The organism is Phaeovulum sp. W22_SRMD_FR3, assembly GCF_052113705.1.
Lineage (GTDB): Bacteria > Pseudomonadota > Alphaproteobacteria > Rhodobacterales > Rhodobacteraceae > JBGQOG01.
In genome coordinates this window covers 177,224-191,441 of sequence record NZ_JBGQOG010000006.1, presented here as the reverse complement: position 1 = coordinate 191,441, position 14,218 = coordinate 177,224, and the positions used below count along the sequence as shown (strand labels likewise).

The window sequence follows — 14,218 nt, the reverse complement described above, 5'->3', positions numbered from 1 at the left end:
GTCACTTTCCCGGCCCCCCTTTGCCTGATCTTAAATATCCCCGCCGGAGGCTTCCGCATCCGTCACCGGCGCTGCGTCATCAATGGAGTCCTCCGCCGCCAAGGCCTCTGCCGGCACCGCCAGCACTTCCGGCAGATATTTCGCCGCCTCGATCCGGGCGAATTTCTTCAGATCCGGCCCATAGCCGCGCAGCCATTGCGCCACCCGCGCCGGATCGTGCTTGGACAGATCCCGCAGCCAGCCCGCGATGGCCTTCTGAATGAACCAATCCCGGTCCTCGGCGAGGAACACACACCAGCTCAGCACCCGCTCGCGCGCCGCCAGTTCCGCCGGTTTCGGGTTGTTCGATTTGGTGAAAGGATGCGTCATCACCAGCGCCGCGCGCCGGGTCCACATGTTCTCGCTCTCGAGCCAGTCTTCCAGCGCATCCAGCCGCTCCGGATCGGCCTCCAGCCGCTTTTCCCCCGCCTTGCAGGCGTGATCGGCAATCGCCCAGGCGTCAAAGCCCGGCACCCAGGAGGCGATCAGTTCCCAGACCGGTTCATCCCCCTTGATCCGCGCCTGCGTCAGCAGTTTCGCGGCGGCGACTTTCGCCTCATGGATATCGCTGTCCCAGAGCGCCGAGGCGAGATCCACCCGTTCCTCCAGCGTCAACTCCGGCCGCCAGGCCTTTGCCAAAGCGTCAATTTCCGGCACGGTGACGCCCCAGTAGATCCGGTCCACCTTGTGATAGGCGGCGGCCTCTGTGGCGCGGGTCGCATCGCCCAGAGCCTTCAATTGGGTCAGGGCAGTTTCGATCGTGATGCTCATGGCAAATTACTCAACGGTCACCGATTTGGCGAGATTGCGGGGCTGGTCCACATCGGTGCCTTTGGCGACCGCCGTATGATAGGCCAGAAGCTGGGCGGGTATCGTGTAGAGCAGCGGCGCGAAAGGCTCGGCCACGGCGGGGAGTTTCAGCGTGGCCCAGGTGCCCTCGGCCGCCTCGGCAAGGCCGCGCGCATCCGAGATAAGCAGCACCTTGCCGTGCCGCGCCATCACCTCCTGCATGTTGGAGACGGTCTTGTCGAACAGGCGGTCATGCGGCGCGATCACCACCACCGGCACCATGCGGTCGATCAGCGCGATGGGGCCATGTTTCAGCTCGCCCGATGCATAACCTTCGGCGTGGATGTAGCTGATTTCTTTCAGTTTCAGCGCGCCCTCAAGCGCGATCGGATACATCGGCCCACGCCCCAGAAACAAGATGTCCTGCGCCTCGGCCAGCCGCTCGGCCAGGGTCTCGATCTCGCCCGAAAGCGCCAGCGCCTGGTTCATCAGCCCCGGCATCAGCCGCAGGGTTTCCAGATGGCCCGCCAGATCCGCCTCGCTCAGCACGCCGCGATCCCGGCCCGCCTTCAGCGCCAGCACGGCCAGCACCAGCAGCTGGCAGGAGAAGGCCTTGGTCGAGGCGACACCCACCTCAACCCCCGCCAGAATCGGCAGCGCCAGATCCGCTTCCCGCGCGATGGAGGAGGTGGGGACATTGACCACCGCCAGCGTCTTTTCCACCCGCGGTGCGGCATAGCGCAGGGCGGCCAGCGTGTCCGCCGTCTCGCCCGACTGGCTGACAAACAGCGCCCAGCTTTTCGCGGGCAAGGGCGGCTCGCGGTAGCGGAACTCGGAGGCCACATCGATCTCGCAGGGCAGATGCGCGAGGCTCTCGAACCAGTATTTCGCCACATGGCAGGCATAAGAGGCCGTGCCGCAGGCCACGAGGGTTAGCCGATCGAGGTTGGAAAAATCCAATTCCTCCGGCAGGTTGAGCGCGGAACCTTTCAGATAATGCGCCAAAGCGTCGCCCAGAACCGCGGGCTGCTCGGCGATTTCCTTCGCCATGAAATGCTTGTAGCCCGCCTTTTCGATCCGCGCCTGACCAAGGTCGATCTGGTGGATCTCACGGTTGGCGGGGCGGCCCTCGCGGTCAAAGATTTCGGCGCCCTGCCGGGTGACAAAGGCGTAATCGCCCTCTTCCAGATAGGTGATGCGGTCGGTCATCGGCGCCAGCGCGATGGCATCCGAGCCCACGAACATCTCGCCCGTCCCATGGCCAATGGCCAGCGGGCTGCCCTTGCGGGCGGCGATCAGCAGGTCTTCCTCGCCCTCAAAGAGAAAGAGCAGCGCAAAGGCCCCCTCCAGCCGCGCCAGTGTCGCGGTGGCCGCCTCGCGGGCGGATTTGCCCTGCTCCATGTAGTGCCGGGTCAACATCACAACGGTTTCGGTGTCGGTCTCGGATTCCTGCGTCAAACCGAACGTGGCAAGTTCGGCCCGCAACTCCTTGAAATTCTCAATAATTCCGTTGTGCACCACCGCAACGGGGCCCGAGCGGTGCGGGTGCGCATTGCCCGTGGTCGCCGCACCATGCGTGGCCCAGCGGGTATGGCCGATCCCGGCTTTGCCCGCCAAAGGCTCATGCACCAGCAGGTCCGAGAGGTTCACCAGCTTGCCCACCGCGCGGCGACGGTCGAGGACGCCCCCGTTCACCGTGGCGATGCCCGCGCTGTCATAGCCGCGATATTCCAGCCGTTTCAGCGATTCCACCAGCTGCGGCGCGGCTTCGTGATTGCCCAGAACACCAATGATTCCACACATTTACTGTTTCCCCGCCCGGCGGGCTTTCTCGGCCCGCAGCATATCCATCAGTTTCACCGCCAGACCCGGCTTGGTCACCTGTTTCGCGCGCCCCAAGGCCACCGCGCCCTCGGGCACATCCTCGGTGATGACCGAGCCGGAGCCGGTCAGCGCATGCGCCCCCACATTCACCGGCGCCACCAGCATGGTCGAAGAGCCGATGAAGGCATGCGCGCCAATCGTCGTGCGGTGCTTCATCACCCCATCGTAATTGCAGGTGACGGTGCCCGCGCCGATATTGGTGTGCTCGCCCACCTGCGCATCGCCGATATAGGTGAGGTGACCCACCTTAACCCCTTCATCCAAAATGGCATTCTTGATTTCAACGAAATTGCCCACATGCACATCTTCGGCCAGTTCAGCGCCGGGACGCAGCCGGGCAAAGGGCCCGACGGTGGCGCCACGGCTGACATGGCAGCCTTCCAGATGGCTGAACGGCAGGATTTCCGCGCCGGATTCCACAGTCACGCGCGGGCCAAAGACCACATGCTGACCGATCACCGCATCGCGGCCAATCGCCGTGTCCAGCGCGAAATAGACCGAGGCCGGATCGCTCAGCGTGACGCCATCTTCCATCGCCTGCGCGCGGGCGCGGGCCTGAAAGGCGGCCTCGGCGCGGGCCAGTTCGGCGCGGGTGTTGATGCCCAAGGTCTCCGTCTCGTCGCAGGTGACGGCGGCGGTGGTCAGCCCCATCGCACGTGCCCCCGCGATCACATCGGTCAGGTAATATTCCCCCGCCGCATTCTCATTCTTCAGCCCGGCGATCAGCAGTTTCAGATGATCGGCATCTGCGCAAAGAAGGCCTGAGTTACAAAGCGTTACCGCGCGTTCCTCATCCGTCGCATCCTTGAATTCAACGATGCGTTCCAGCCCCATCTCATCCTCGATCAGCCGGCCATAACGCGCCTCGGGATCATTGACGTGAAAGCCGAGCACGGTGACATCGGCGGGGCTTTCGGCCAAAGCCTCCAGCGTTTCCCAGCGCACGAAGGGCGTGTCGCCGTAATGCACGATCACGCGGCCCTCAAAGCCCTCCAGCAGCGGCAGCGCCTGCGCCACGGCGTGCCCGGTGCCCAGCTGCTCTTCCTGCAGCGCCACCTCGACATCGGCGTCAATCGCGCTCAGCGCCTTTTGCACCGCCTCGGCCCCGTGGCCCGCGACGAGGATCACCCGCTCAGGCTCCAGCATCCGGCCCGCCGCCAGCGCATGGGCAAACAAAGGCACCCCGCCCAGACGGTGCAGGACCTTGGGAAGGTCGGAATTCATGCGGCTGCCTTGTCCGGCGGCAAGGAGGATAACGGCGAGGGCCATGATGATGCCTTTTCTTCTGCTCTTGCCCGTTTTACGCATGGGGCGACCAGCCGCAAGGGGCCGCTCTTCACCTATTCTTGCCGCAGGTTACAACGAGACCGGTTCTTGAGACAGGCAGGATGGCAATGCGCACGGTGATTTTCGATCTGGATGGCACGCTGGCGGACACTTCCGCCGATCTGATCGCGGCGGCGAATGCCTGTTTCCGCGCCCGGGGGCTGGGCGATCTTCTGGACCCGGTGGCGGATGCGCTGGTGGCCTTTCACGGCGGACGGGCGATGCTGCGGGCGGGATATGCGCGCTCCGGCCACACGGAAACCGAAGTTGAGGCGGATTATCCCGAACTGCTCGCGCATTACGCCGAGCATATCGACACCCACACCCGGCTCTATCCCGGCGCGATGGCGGCGGTGGCGGCGCTGAAGGCGCGCGGCTTTGCGGTGGCGATCTGCACCAACAAACCGGCGGCTCTCGCCGAGGAACTTACCCGCCGCCTCGGCATCCGCGACCATTTCGCGGCGCTGATCGGCGCCGATACGCTGTCCACCCGCAAACCCGACCCCGCGCCCTACCTCGCGGCGGTGACCGGGGCAGGCGGCGCGGCGCATCGCTCGATCCTGATCGGCGATACGGTGACCGACCGTGATACCGCGCGCGCCGTGGGCGTGCCGGTGGTGCTGGTCAGCTTTGGCCCCGAGGGGGAAGGGGTGGCGCGCCTCGCCCCGGATGCATTGCTCGCGCATTACGACGATCTGCCGGATCTCGCCGAAAAACTGCTGGGGGCCGCCTGATGGAAATCTTCACCGGCAATTTCACCCAGCAGGAACCCCTGCCGCGGGCGGCGCTTGATGCGGCACTGGCGGTGCTCGGCCACGGGCGGCTGCACCGCTACAATGTGGCGCCGGGCGAGATCGCCGAAACCGCGCTCCTTGAGGAGGAATTCGCCGCCTTCACCGGGGCGCGCTATTGCCTCGCCGTGGCCTCGGGCGGCTATGCTCTCGCCTGCGCGCTCCGCACGCTCGACCTTGCGCCGGGCTCGGTGGTGCTGACCAATGCTTTCACTCTGGCCCCGGTCCCGGGGGCGATTGCCAGTGTGGGTCTGGTGCCCGCCTATGTCGAGGTGACCGAGGATCTGACGATTGATCTCAAGGACCTCGCCGCAAAGATCGATACCACAGGCGCGCGGGTGCTGATGCTCAGCCATATGCGCGGCCATCTGGCGGATATGGAAGCGCTGATGGCGATCTGCGACGCGGCTGGGGTGCGGGTGATCGAGGATTGCGCGCATACGATGGGGGCCTCCTGGGCGGGGACCGCCTCGGGCCGCCATGGGGTGATCGGCTGCTATTCCACCCAGACCTACAAACACATGAATTCAGGCGAGGGCGGTTTTCTGGTCTCGGATGACGCCGATCTGATGGCCCGCGCGATCCTTCTGTCCGGTTCCTATATGCTCTACCCGCGCCACCGCGCCGCGCCGTCGGCCGAAGCCTTTGAGGCCGCCCGCTGGACCACGCCGAACATCTCGGGCCGGATGGACAATCTGCGCGCGGCGATCCTGCGGCCGCAACTGGCCGATCTGCCGCGCCAGATTGCCCGCTGGAACGCGCTGTACCAGACCGCAGAGCGGGGCCTCGCCGAAACCCCCGGGATCCAGCTGCCGCACCGCCCGCAGGCCGAGGCCTATGTCGGATCTTCGATCCAGTTCCGCCTGCCGGGCTGGCCACCCGCCCGTATCCAATCCTTCGTCGCCGCCTGCGCCGCCCGCGGGGTTGAGCTGAAATGGTTCGGCGCGCCCGAGCCCGTCGCCTTCACCTCCACCCATCACAGCTGGCACTATGCCCCGGCGCAGGCGATGCCCGAAACCGACCGCATCCTCTCCACGCTCCTCGACATGCGGCTGCCGCTGACCTTCAGCACGGAAGATGCCGCGCAGATCGCCCGCATCATCACCGACGAAGTGTCCCGCGCCTGATTTCTCTGTTTCCGCGCAGGGGCTTGCTTCGGGAAAAATATCCTCGGGGGTCCGGGGGCAGACAGCCCCCGGGGGTCCCGCCCTCACTCCGACCCGTAGAGGGGCACCGTCGAGATTGCCATCTTCGCCGACCCATCGGTCAGCTCATTGGCATGGGTCAGGTAGATCAGCACCTGATGTTCCGCGTCATAGATCCGCGTCACCCGCAGCGATTTGAACACCAGCGAGCGGCTTTCCGAGAAAACCTTTTCCCCCTTCGGCCCCTTGGCAATATCGCCCAATGTGATCGGCCCGGTCTGCCGGCAGGCGATGGAGCCGTTCGAGGGATCCTCAAACCAGTTGCCCTTGCTCAGCCGGTCGATGAGCGAGCGGTCGAAATAGGCGACATGGCAGGTCACGCCCGCCACCTTGGGGTCGGGGATCGCCTCGATGACAATGTCATTGCCCACCCAATCCACGCCGACCCGGCCCACCTCATCTGCCGCCGCAGCGGTCGACAAGAGTGCCGCGGCGCTGACCGCAAGAGCGGTGCATGCCGAAACCGCCCGGCATGCCGACAGCGCTGCGCCCGCGACGAACCTTGCGCCCGCGGTGGACCATGCGCCCGCGATGGACCATGTGCGGGCCATCTCCGGCGCAGCGGCACTGCCGCTTTGTCCAGGGCCGCCTGTCAGCGCGGCGGATGCCGGGCGGGCTCTTGTGAAGTCGATGCGCATCCTGTGATCCCTTGCTGCTGATTTGGCGCCATCTTGCCGGGGGCGGGCGGTGCCGTCACCCCGCTTTGCCGCAAAACCAACCGATCAGAGCCATGCCGGTTCCGGCCCGCGCCGCCCGAAAAGTGCAAAACGGATGAAAACGGCGGACCCGGAGGCCCGCCGCATCTCGTTTCATCCCGCCGGTATCGCTCAGAACCGGTAGACGTAGGAGACGCCCGCCACGACCGGGTCGATGTTGACGGTGCCGATCTTGGCGCCATCCAGCTTGACGCTGGTGTCGATGTCCATCCAGCGCAGATCGGTGCGCAGCGCGCCATGATCCGAGACCTTGTAGTCAAAGCCCGCATGCAGCGCGAGGCCCCAGCTGTCTTTCAGCTCCAGCTTGCTGCCCGCCAGCGCGCCCGAGGTCTTTTCGCTGAAGAAAGCCGTGTAGTTCAGGCCCGCGCCGATAAAGGGGCTGAAGGCGCTGCCGGTCTGGAAGTGATATTGCAGCGAGATCACCGGCGGCAGGTGCTTGACCGTGCCGACCTGGCCCAGGCCGTCGATGTTCACCGAATGCTTGAACGGCAGCGCCGCCAGCAGTTCGATCCCCAGATTGTCGCGGATGAAATATTCGGCGGTGAAGGTGGGGCGGGCCGAATTGCCGACGCTCACCGGCAGCGTGCCACCGACGAGCGCCCCGTTGTCGGATTTCGGCATGACCTGATGAAAGCCAAAGCCCAGCGTGATGTCGCCCGCCGATTGCGCGGCGGCGGGGGCGGCGATTCCGGCGCTGGCGGCCAGAAGTGACAGGGTGAGAATGCTGTGTTTCATGGGAAGTCCCTCTGCTTTTATTGCGGCGGAACCTGCGCCCGATGGCGGAGCAAAACTTTGATTTGGATCAATTAATCGCGGCACGGGCTGCGGCGAACCGCCGCGCCCCAGCGGAGGTGCTCCACCACAAGCGCCCCGCCCGAAACGCCCCTCTGGCCGCGCCCCGATGGCAGCCGCCCCGCAAAACCGGCTTTCGTGTCAGGCGGCTGACCCAAGTCCTGCGCTTTCAGAAACCATGGCAGCTTTGCCCCGTGGAGCCGGTGATCGTAGGCTCCAGCCAATCCAGCCCGCCTGATTGCGCAAGCCTCTCCTCGCACAAAGCCTGTCTGCCATGCTGTGAACGCAGTTCCCGCAGGTGCCGCTGACGGAGCCGCCTGCCGCATGCGGGACGGCTGCTTCCTTGTCCTCTCGGCTTGCGGCCGGGAGCGGCGCCATCTCGGGCTGTGGAGGGCGCGGCTGGGCGGTCATTTCGTCTGTCTGTCTTCAGCGGTCCGGGCGGCCGGAAAGCGGCGGGGCCTGCCTATTCCGCGGCGGGCGCCAGTTCGCGAGCATTCACCGGGTCAAAGAAGCGTCGCACGACATGTTTGGTGGTCCTCCGGGCAGGCATCAGGCGCGGCACAGGCGGGTGACACCGGCAGACCCGCATCGCGTCCGGCATCCAGCCCCCGGAACGGCAAATGGCGGGCTGAGACGGGATGTTGCCTTGGGCAAATGCGCCGCGATCAGCGAACAGGCGCAGCTTGGCGGCGCTTTTCGCGCTGACCTGCGGGGTCATTGCCACGCTCGCCGCCCCTTTGGGAGGTGGCACCACAACCGTCACGCAGTCGCCCATAGGCACATGCGCACAGCTCAACCCGTCGTTCTGAATGCAAGGCGTATCGCCGCCCAAGCTGTTGCCCGACGCGACCGGCCTGCCGCTGTCGCCCTGCCACGGCGCGGACAGATGCGCCACGAGTCCCATGGAGCGCTCACCTGCGGCAATCATGCCGGAGAGTGGCTCATGGCCCTGACCGGGATACAGGGTCAGGTTGCGGCCGGACATCAGACCGGTAGGCTGGCGGAGGAGGATAATGTCAGCAAGGGAGCCGTCGTCGAGGGGCATCACACCATTGGCCTCAGCTTCCTGCCACCACATATCCCGCAGTTCACGGATATTCCGCACGCCACCGTGGCCAGCCGTTCCGGACGGCGCGTCATCGGGCGGTTGAGAGGGCAGGATGTCCTCCGCATGCAGGGCCGGTTGCACCGCCATGACCCGTTCCCGGCACGGGTACTTTTGATCCGAGAGATGCGCGCTTTGGGCGTGGGAACATTGATCCTGTCCAATGCCTGTGACCGCGATGTGCGCACCAAACTGCAGGAGATTGCGGCTTCCGGGGGCATTGATCTGCGAAAAGGGGACAGTTTCCGGTCCACGGGTCCGAATTTTGAAATGTCTGCGGACATCCGCGCCTTCAGGATACGGGGGGCGATGCGGTGGCAATGTCGGCGGTGCCGGAAACCATCGCCGCCGTTCCTTGCGGCATGAAGGTCGTCGCGGCCTCCGCCATCACCAATCTCGCCACAGGCCTTGATGCCAGAGGCGTTCTCAGCCACGAGCAGAAACGGGCGCACAGCACGGCGACTTCCGAGCGGTTCTGCCGGTGGGGCACGGCGTTTGTGGCCCAAAGCGACCCCGGCCGCCTCCTGACTGCTGTCAGGAAAGGACGTCCCCAAGCCGCGCGCCTTTCCTTTTGTCCTTGAGGCCCTTCGGATCTCTGCTGCCCCCGATGACGGCGATGCGGGCGCCCCCGATGGCAGCACGGACTTCGTCAATATCGTCGCGTTTGACAGCGAGGGGGGGGCATGGCCGCGATGTCGCAGGCCATGCAGATGCATTGGAACGCGTTGACCGTCCTGTGCCCGAAGTTCGGAAGATCATGGAGGCGAATGACCTGCTGCGGATCACGGAAGTTAATGGCAATGACCTGACGTGGCTGTGGAGCGGTCAGCCTCCGGTGCCCGGCTGGAGGTCCGGAGGCGAGGCCCGCGCCGCAAACCGCGCTCAGGATCCGGTTTGGGCCGGGCGCGCCGGGCACTTCGGGCGGAAGGATGCGGCAGGACCCACTGGCACGCTTCAGAAAATGCGCGAAGAAGAGGCGACGTTGCGCGGCATTCGATGGGCAAAAGCTGCCCCGGCAGGCCGCCATGCCTCCGCCCGCGAAGGGCGCGCTGGCGGACACGCCGCGCGCTGGTCGGCGCCCAGCACGGACGCTCGGCCGCGTTGGTGACCTGACACGCAGGCGGCTGCGCGGTGGCATGTGACCGCGCCTGTGGAATTCGCTTGCGGCCCGGGCGGTGCTGGCAGCTCAGGCGGGGCATGGCAGGGCTTCAGGGGCAGGGGTGAGGGGAGGGCGGCGCAGGGGCGGCAGGGCGCTGCCCGTCCAACCCCGGGAGGCGGGCCTTGGCGCTTCTTGCCGTCGCGGCAGCGGCGCGCGGGTGCGCCCCGGGCCGCCAGAGGTCGGGAGGGGAGAGACTCAGTCCCGCCGCCCGCCGCTGTCCCGGTGCCGCCGCGGGCGCCGATGCTGCATTTGCAGCATCTGACCGCGCTTTTGCCGGTGCGGGGGAATCATCCGGCGCGGCGATTTGGTTAAGGCGGCAGGCGGCATTGGTTAAAAAAGCCGCAGTTCCCGCGCAGATGCACAGAGCAAACCTCTCTCAAAGCACCAAAATCCGTGCTGGGTTCGGTTGACCCGGCAAACCTTGGGGAGTAAACCCCCAAATAGCCAGAACCTGCGCGCAACGCCGCGAACCGAGGGAGCCACCAGTGGACACACTGCTGAGAGAATACCTTCCCATCCTCATTTTTCTTGCGATGGCCATTGCCCTGGGTCTTATCCTGATCCTCGCCGCGGTGATTGTCGCGGTGCGGAATCCGGACCCGGAAAAAGTGTCGGCCTATGAATGCGGCTTCAACGCATTCGACGACGCCCGGATGAAATTCGACGTGCGTTTCTACCTCGTCTCCATCCTCTTCATCATCTTCGACCTCGAGGTCGCCTTCCTGTTCCCCTGGGCCGTGGCCTTCGGCTCGATCAGCATGGTCGCCTTCTGGTCCATGATGGTGTTCCTGGGCGTGCTGACCGTGGGCTTTGCCTATGAATGGAAGAAAGGGGCGCTGGAATGGGCGTGATGACCGGAGCCAATACCGCAGGCGCGGACCGTGAAGTGGCCACGCAGGCCCTGAACGCCGAACTGCAGGACAAGGGCTTTTTGCTCACCTCGACCGAGGATATCATCAACTGGGCGCGCAACGGCTCGCTGCACTGGATGACCTTTGGTCTGGCCTGCTGCGCCGTTGAGATGATCCACGTCGCCATGCCGCGCTATGATGTTGAGCGTTTCGGCACCGCGCCGCGCGCCTCCCCGCGCCAGTCTGACCTGATGATCGTCGCAGGCACGCTGACCAACAAGATGGCCCCGGCGCTGCGCAAGGTCTATGACCAGATGCCCGAGCCGCGCTATGTGATCTCGATGGGCTCCTGCGCCAATGGCGGCGGCTATTACCACTACAGCTATTCCGTGGTGCGCGGCTGTGACCGGGTGATCCCGGTGGACATCTATGTTCCGGGCTGCCCGCCGACCGCCGAAGCCCTGCTCTACGGCATCTTGCAGTTGCAGCGCAAAATCCGCCGCACCGGCACGCTGGTTCGCTGAGGGAGATGCGAGCATGACCCAAGCCCTTCTGGAACTGGCCGCGCATATCGAGATGAAACGTCCCGACGCGGTACTGGCCACCGAGGTCGCCTTTGGCGAGCTGACGGTGACCATCACGCCCACGGCGATCGTCGAATTTGCCGAGTTTTTGCGCACGGATGCGACCTGCCGCTTTTCCTCGCTGGTGGACATCACCGCGATCGACTGGCCGCAGCGCCCCGCGCGGTTCGACGTGGTCTATCATTTCCTGTCGATGTACCAAAACCAGCGGATCCGCGTGAAAGCGGCGATCCGCGAAGAAGATTTCATGCCCTCGATCACCTCGGTGCATCCCTCCGCGGATTGGTTTGAGCGCGAAGTCTTCGACATGTTCGGCATCCTGTTCTCGGGTCACCCCGACCTGCGCCGCATCCTCACGGATTACGGCTTCCGGGGCTTTCCGCTGCGCAAGGATTTCCCGACCACCGGTTATGTGGAAGTGCGCTATGATGACGTGCAAAAGCGCGTTGTCTATGAGCCGGTCCAGCTGGTGCAGGAATACCGCCAATTCGATTTCATGTCCCCCTGGGAAGGCGCGCAATACGTGCTTCCCGGCGACGAAAAGCAGGCCTGAGCCCCGGGGCCGGTTGATCCCGGCCCTGACCGCAAGGAAAAAGGTGAGACTATGGACGGCAGCTTTGACGACGTTCTGACGGGCGAACAGAAGATCCGCAATTTCAACATCAACTTCGGGCCTCAGCACCCCGCGGCACACGGCGTGCTGCGTCTGGTGCTGGAGCTGGATGGCGAGATCGTGGAGCGCTGCGATCCCCATATCGGCCTGCTGCACCGCGGCACCGAAAAGCTGATGGAAAGCCGCACCTATCTGCAGAACCTGCCCTATTTCGACCGGCTCGACTATGTTGCGCCGATGAACCAGGAACATGCCTGGTGTCTGGCCATCGAAAAGCTGACCGGCACCGTGGTGCCGCGCCGCGCCAGCCTGATCCGGGTGCTCTATTCGGAAATCGGCCGGATTCTGAACCACATCCTCAACGTCACCACGCAGGCGATGGACGTGGGCGCGCTGACGCCGCCGCTCTGGGGCTTTGAAGAGCGTGAAAAGCTGATGGGCTTTTATGAGCGCGCCTCGGGCGCGCGTCTGCACGCAGCCTATTTCCGCCCGGGTGGCGTGCATATGGACCTGCCCGAGGGCCTTTTGGAAGACATCGACCAATGGGCGGTGGAATTCCCGCGCGTGCTCGATGACATCGACGGCCTCTTGTCGGACAACCGGATCTTCAAACAGCGCAACGCCGACATCGGCATCGTGACCGAGGATGACATTCTGAAATGGGGCTATTCCGGCATCATGGTGCGCGGTTCGGGCCTCGCCTGGGATTTGCGCCGCTCGCAGCCCTATGAATGCTACAATGAGTTCGAGTTTGACATTCCGGTCGGCAAGAACGGCGATTGTTTCGACCGCTATCTCTGCCGGATGGAAGAGATGCGCCAGTCGACCAGCATCATCCGTCAGGCTGTGGCCAAGCTGAAGGTGGAAAAGGGCGATGTTCTGGCCCGTGGCAAGATCACCCCGCCCAAACGCGGTGACATGAAACGGAACATGGAAAGCCTGATCCACCACTTCAAGCTTTACACCGAAGGTTTCCACGTCCCCGCGGGCGAGGTTTATGCCGCGGTGGAGGCGCCGAAGGGTGAGTTTGGCGTCTATCTGGTCGCCGATGGCACCAACAAACCGTACCGCAGCAAGATCCGGGCCCCCGGTTTCCTGCATCTGCAATCCATGGATTACATTGCCAAAGGCCACCAGCTGGCCGACGTCGCGGCCATCATCGGCACGATGGACGTGGTGTTCGGGGAGATCGACCGCTAATGCTTCGCCGCCTTCATCCGGTTCAACCCGAGAGCTTTGCCTTCACCCCCGCCAACCAGGCCTGGGCCGAGGCGCAATTGACGAAATATCCCGAGGGCCGTCAGGCTTCGGGGATCATTCCGCTGTTGTGGCGCGCCCAGGAACAAGAGGGCTGGCTGTCGCGGCCCGCGCTTGAATATGTCGCGAATATGCTGGGCATGCCCTATATCCGCGCGCTGGAAGTGGCGACCTTCTACTTCATGTTCCAGCTGCAGCCGGTCGGCTCGGTGGCGCATATCCAGATCTGCGGGACCACGTCCTGCATGATCTGCGGTGCCGAAGACCTGATGAAGGTCTGCAAGGAAAAGATCGCTGCCAACCCGCATGAAATCTCGGCCGATGGCAAGTTTTCGTGGGAAGAGGTTGAGTGTCTGGGCGCCTGCGCCAATGCGCCGATGGCGCAGATCGGCAAAGATTACTACGAAGACCTGACGCAGGCTGGTCTGACCGCGCTGATCAACGATATGGCGAACGGCTATATTCCGCGTCCGGGCAGCGAAATCGGCCGTTTCTCGTCGGAACCGGCGAACGGCGCCACCTCGCTCACCCAGTGGGTTGAGGGTCGGGCGCAAAACAACGCTTCGGTCGCGGCGGCGCAAAGCATCGGTGACGGGATCAAACGGATTGATGGCACCGAAGTGCCGCTGCGTGCGCCCTGGCAACAGGGAATGAACCACGGTCAGGGCGATGTCGATGCCCCGATGGTGACCGAGCCGAAACCGGCGGCGGGCGTGCCTGTCAGCCCGACGGGCGTGACCGTGCAAGAGGCGCCGGTGGCGTCGGTGGCCGAGCCCGAAGGTGTTATGCCCGCGGTCATGGCGGAAAAGCCGGTCTCGCTTTTGGCAGCGCGCGACACGGGCGCGGACAATCTGAAGCTGATCAAAGGCGTCGGTCCGAAACTGGAAGCATTGCTGAACAGCATGGGCTTTTACCACTACGATCAGGTTGCGGCCTGGTCGGAGGCGGAACTGGCCTGGGTGGATCAGAACCTCGAAGGCTTCAAGGGCCGGGCCAGCCGCGACAATTGGGTCGGGCAGGCGCAGCAATTGGCCAACGGTGCCGAGACGGAATTCTCGGCTCGTGCGAAAAAAGACGGTATCTACGACGCAGAGTGAGCCTGCGGGC

At 64.7% G+C, this 14,218-nt stretch carries 13 protein-coding genes and 1 pseudogene; 8 read left to right on the top strand and 6 right to left on the bottom strand.

Annotated features, from left to right (window positions below; all coding sequences use genetic code 11):
- Nucleotides 1–30 precede the first annotated feature (30 nt).
- Genes ACEN2S_RS10525 through glmU form a run of 3 tightly spaced genes read right to left on the bottom strand, consistent with a single transcriptional unit; the run spans nucleotide 31 to nucleotide 3,981 of the window.
- Entirely contained in the window at nucleotides 31–810 is a 780-nt protein-coding gene (locus tag ACEN2S_RS10525; protein WP_441865949.1) for a DNA alkylation repair protein, read from the bottom strand.
- Nucleotides 811–816: 6 nt separating this feature from the next.
- Entirely contained in the window at nucleotides 817–2,631 is a 1,815-nt protein-coding gene (gene glmS, locus ACEN2S_RS10520) for a glutamine--fructose-6-phosphate transaminase (isomerizing) (protein ID WP_441865947.1), read from the bottom strand.
- Nucleotides 2,632–3,981 (bottom strand): bifunctional UDP-N-acetylglucosamine diphosphorylase/glucosamine-1-phosphate N-acetyltransferase GlmU, encoded by a 1,350-nt coding sequence (glmU, locus tag ACEN2S_RS10515; RefSeq protein ID WP_441865945.1) that lies wholly within the window; start codon nucleotides 3,979–3,981, stop codon nucleotides 2,632–2,634. It abuts the gene before it with no gap.
- 125 nt (nucleotides 3,982–4,106) lie between these two features.
- Between glmU and ACEN2S_RS10510 the strand changes: the two genes are divergently transcribed.
- Both ACEN2S_RS10510 and ACEN2S_RS10505 read left to right on the top strand, forming a co-directional pair.
- On the top strand, nucleotides 4,107–4,772 hold the full coding sequence (locus ACEN2S_RS10510) for an HAD-IA family hydrolase (protein ID WP_441866151.1): 666 nt from the start codon (nucleotides 4,107–4,109) through the stop codon (nucleotides 4,770–4,772).
- The gene (locus ACEN2S_RS10505; protein WP_441865943.1) at nucleotides 4,772–5,956 is read left to right on the top strand and encodes a DegT/DnrJ/EryC1/StrS family aminotransferase; all 1,185 of its coding nucleotides are present in this window, start codon (nucleotides 4,772–4,774) and stop codon (nucleotides 5,954–5,956) included. The genes ACEN2S_RS10510 and ACEN2S_RS10505 overlap by 1 nt, the downstream gene beginning before the upstream one ends.
- A gap of 83 nt (nucleotides 5,957–6,039) precedes the next feature.
- On the opposite strand, the gene ACEN2S_RS10500 is transcribed toward ACEN2S_RS10505, so the two are convergent.
- The 3 genes from ACEN2S_RS10500 to ACEN2S_RS10490 all read right to left on the bottom strand — a co-directional run bounded on the left by ACEN2S_RS10500 (nucleotide 6,040) and on the right by ACEN2S_RS10490 (nucleotide 8,737).
- On the bottom strand, nucleotides 6,040–6,585 hold the full coding sequence (locus ACEN2S_RS10500) for a CreA family protein (protein WP_441865941.1): 546 nt from the start codon (nucleotides 6,583–6,585) through the stop codon (nucleotides 6,040–6,042).
- 276 nt (nucleotides 6,586–6,861) lie between these two features.
- Nucleotides 6,862–7,485, bottom strand: a complete 624-nt coding sequence (locus ACEN2S_RS10495; protein WP_441865939.1) for an OmpW/AlkL family protein — start codon at nucleotides 7,483–7,485, stop codon at nucleotides 6,862–6,864.
- Between the two features lie 520 nt (nucleotides 7,486–8,005).
- Nucleotides 8,006–8,737 (bottom strand): hypothetical protein, encoded by a 732-nt coding sequence (locus ACEN2S_RS10490; RefSeq protein WP_441865937.1) that lies wholly within the window; start codon nucleotides 8,735–8,737, stop codon nucleotides 8,006–8,008.
- 212 nt (nucleotides 8,738–8,949) lie between these two features.
- On the opposite strand from ACEN2S_RS10490, the pseudogene ACEN2S_RS10485 reads away from it, so the two are divergent.
- From ACEN2S_RS10485 to ACEN2S_RS10460, 6 genes and pseudogenes are all read left to right on the top strand, one after another.
- A pseudogene (locus tag ACEN2S_RS10485) lies at nucleotides 8,950–9,228 on the top strand (phosphorylase family protein); the annotation flags it as partial.
- Nucleotides 9,229–10,291: 1,063 nt separating this feature from the next.
- Nucleotides 10,292–10,657 carry an NADH-quinone oxidoreductase subunit A gene (locus ACEN2S_RS10480; RefSeq protein WP_441865935.1) on the top strand — a complete coding sequence of 122 codons (366 nt, stop codon included), beginning with the start codon at nucleotides 10,292–10,294 and terminating at the stop codon, nucleotides 10,655–10,657.
- Complete coding sequence (locus ACEN2S_RS10475) at nucleotides 10,657–11,181, top strand: NuoB/complex I 20 kDa subunit family protein (protein ID WP_441866149.1); 525 nt, start codon at nucleotides 10,657–10,659, stop codon at nucleotides 11,179–11,181. The genes ACEN2S_RS10480 and ACEN2S_RS10475 overlap by 1 nt, the downstream gene beginning before the upstream one ends.
- A 13-nt stretch (nucleotides 11,182–11,194) precedes the next feature.
- Complete coding sequence (locus ACEN2S_RS10470) at nucleotides 11,195–11,794, top strand: NADH-quinone oxidoreductase subunit C (protein ID WP_441865933.1); 600 nt, start codon at nucleotides 11,195–11,197, stop codon at nucleotides 11,792–11,794.
- A gap of 51 nt (nucleotides 11,795–11,845) precedes the next feature.
- The gene (locus tag ACEN2S_RS10465; RefSeq protein ID WP_441865931.1) at nucleotides 11,846–13,054 is read left to right on the top strand and encodes an NADH-quinone oxidoreductase subunit D; all 1,209 of its coding nucleotides are present in this window, start codon (nucleotides 11,846–11,848) and stop codon (nucleotides 13,052–13,054) included.
- Nucleotides 13,054–14,208: an NADH-quinone oxidoreductase subunit E gene (locus ACEN2S_RS10460; protein WP_441865929.1), complete on the top strand. Its 1,155-nt coding sequence runs from the start codon at nucleotides 13,054–13,056 to the stop codon at nucleotides 14,206–14,208. Before ACEN2S_RS10465 ends, ACEN2S_RS10460 begins: the two co-directional genes overlap by 1 nt.
- Nucleotides 14,209–14,218: the final 10 nt, after the last annotated feature.

Bases quoted from the DNA above. Each gene is read 5' to 3' on its own strand.
- ACEN2S_RS10500 (WP_441865941.1), bottom strand. From the start codon at position 6,585: ATGGCCCGCACATGGTCCATCGCGGGCGCATGGTCCACCGCGGGCGCA.
- ACEN2S_RS10470 (WP_441865933.1), top strand. From the start codon at position 11,195: ATGACCCAAGCCCTTCTGGAACTGGCCGCGCATATCGAGATGAAACGT.
- ACEN2S_RS10490 (WP_441865937.1), bottom strand. From the start codon at position 8,737: ATGGCGGTGCAACCGGCCCTGCATGCGGAGGACATCCTGCCCTCTCAA.
- ACEN2S_RS10525 (WP_441865949.1), bottom strand. From the start codon at position 810: ATGAGCATCACGATCGAAACTGCCCTGACCCAATTGAAGGCTCTGGGC.
- ACEN2S_RS10465 (WP_441865931.1), top strand. From the start codon at position 11,846: ATGGACGGCAGCTTTGACGACGTTCTGACGGGCGAACAGAAGATCCGC.
- glmU (WP_441865945.1), bottom strand. From the start codon at position 3,981: ATGGCCCTCGCCGTTATCCTCCTTGCCGCCGGACAAGGCAGCCGCATG.
- ACEN2S_RS10460 (WP_441865929.1), top strand. From the start codon at position 13,054: ATGCTTCGCCGCCTTCATCCGGTTCAACCCGAGAGCTTTGCCTTCACC.
- ACEN2S_RS10505 (WP_441865943.1), top strand. From the start codon at position 4,772: ATGGAAATCTTCACCGGCAATTTCACCCAGCAGGAACCCCTGCCGCGG.
- ACEN2S_RS10510 (WP_441866151.1), top strand. From the start codon at position 4,107: ATGCGCACGGTGATTTTCGATCTGGATGGCACGCTGGCGGACACTTCC.
- ACEN2S_RS10475 (WP_441866149.1), top strand. From the start codon at position 10,657: ATGACCGGAGCCAATACCGCAGGCGCGGACCGTGAAGTGGCCACGCAG.
- glmS (WP_441865947.1), bottom strand. From the start codon at position 2,631: ATGTGTGGAATCATTGGTGTTCTGGGCAATCACGAAGCCGCGCCGCAG.
- ACEN2S_RS10495 (WP_441865939.1), bottom strand. From the start codon at position 7,485: ATGAAACACAGCATTCTCACCCTGTCACTTCTGGCCGCCAGCGCCGGA.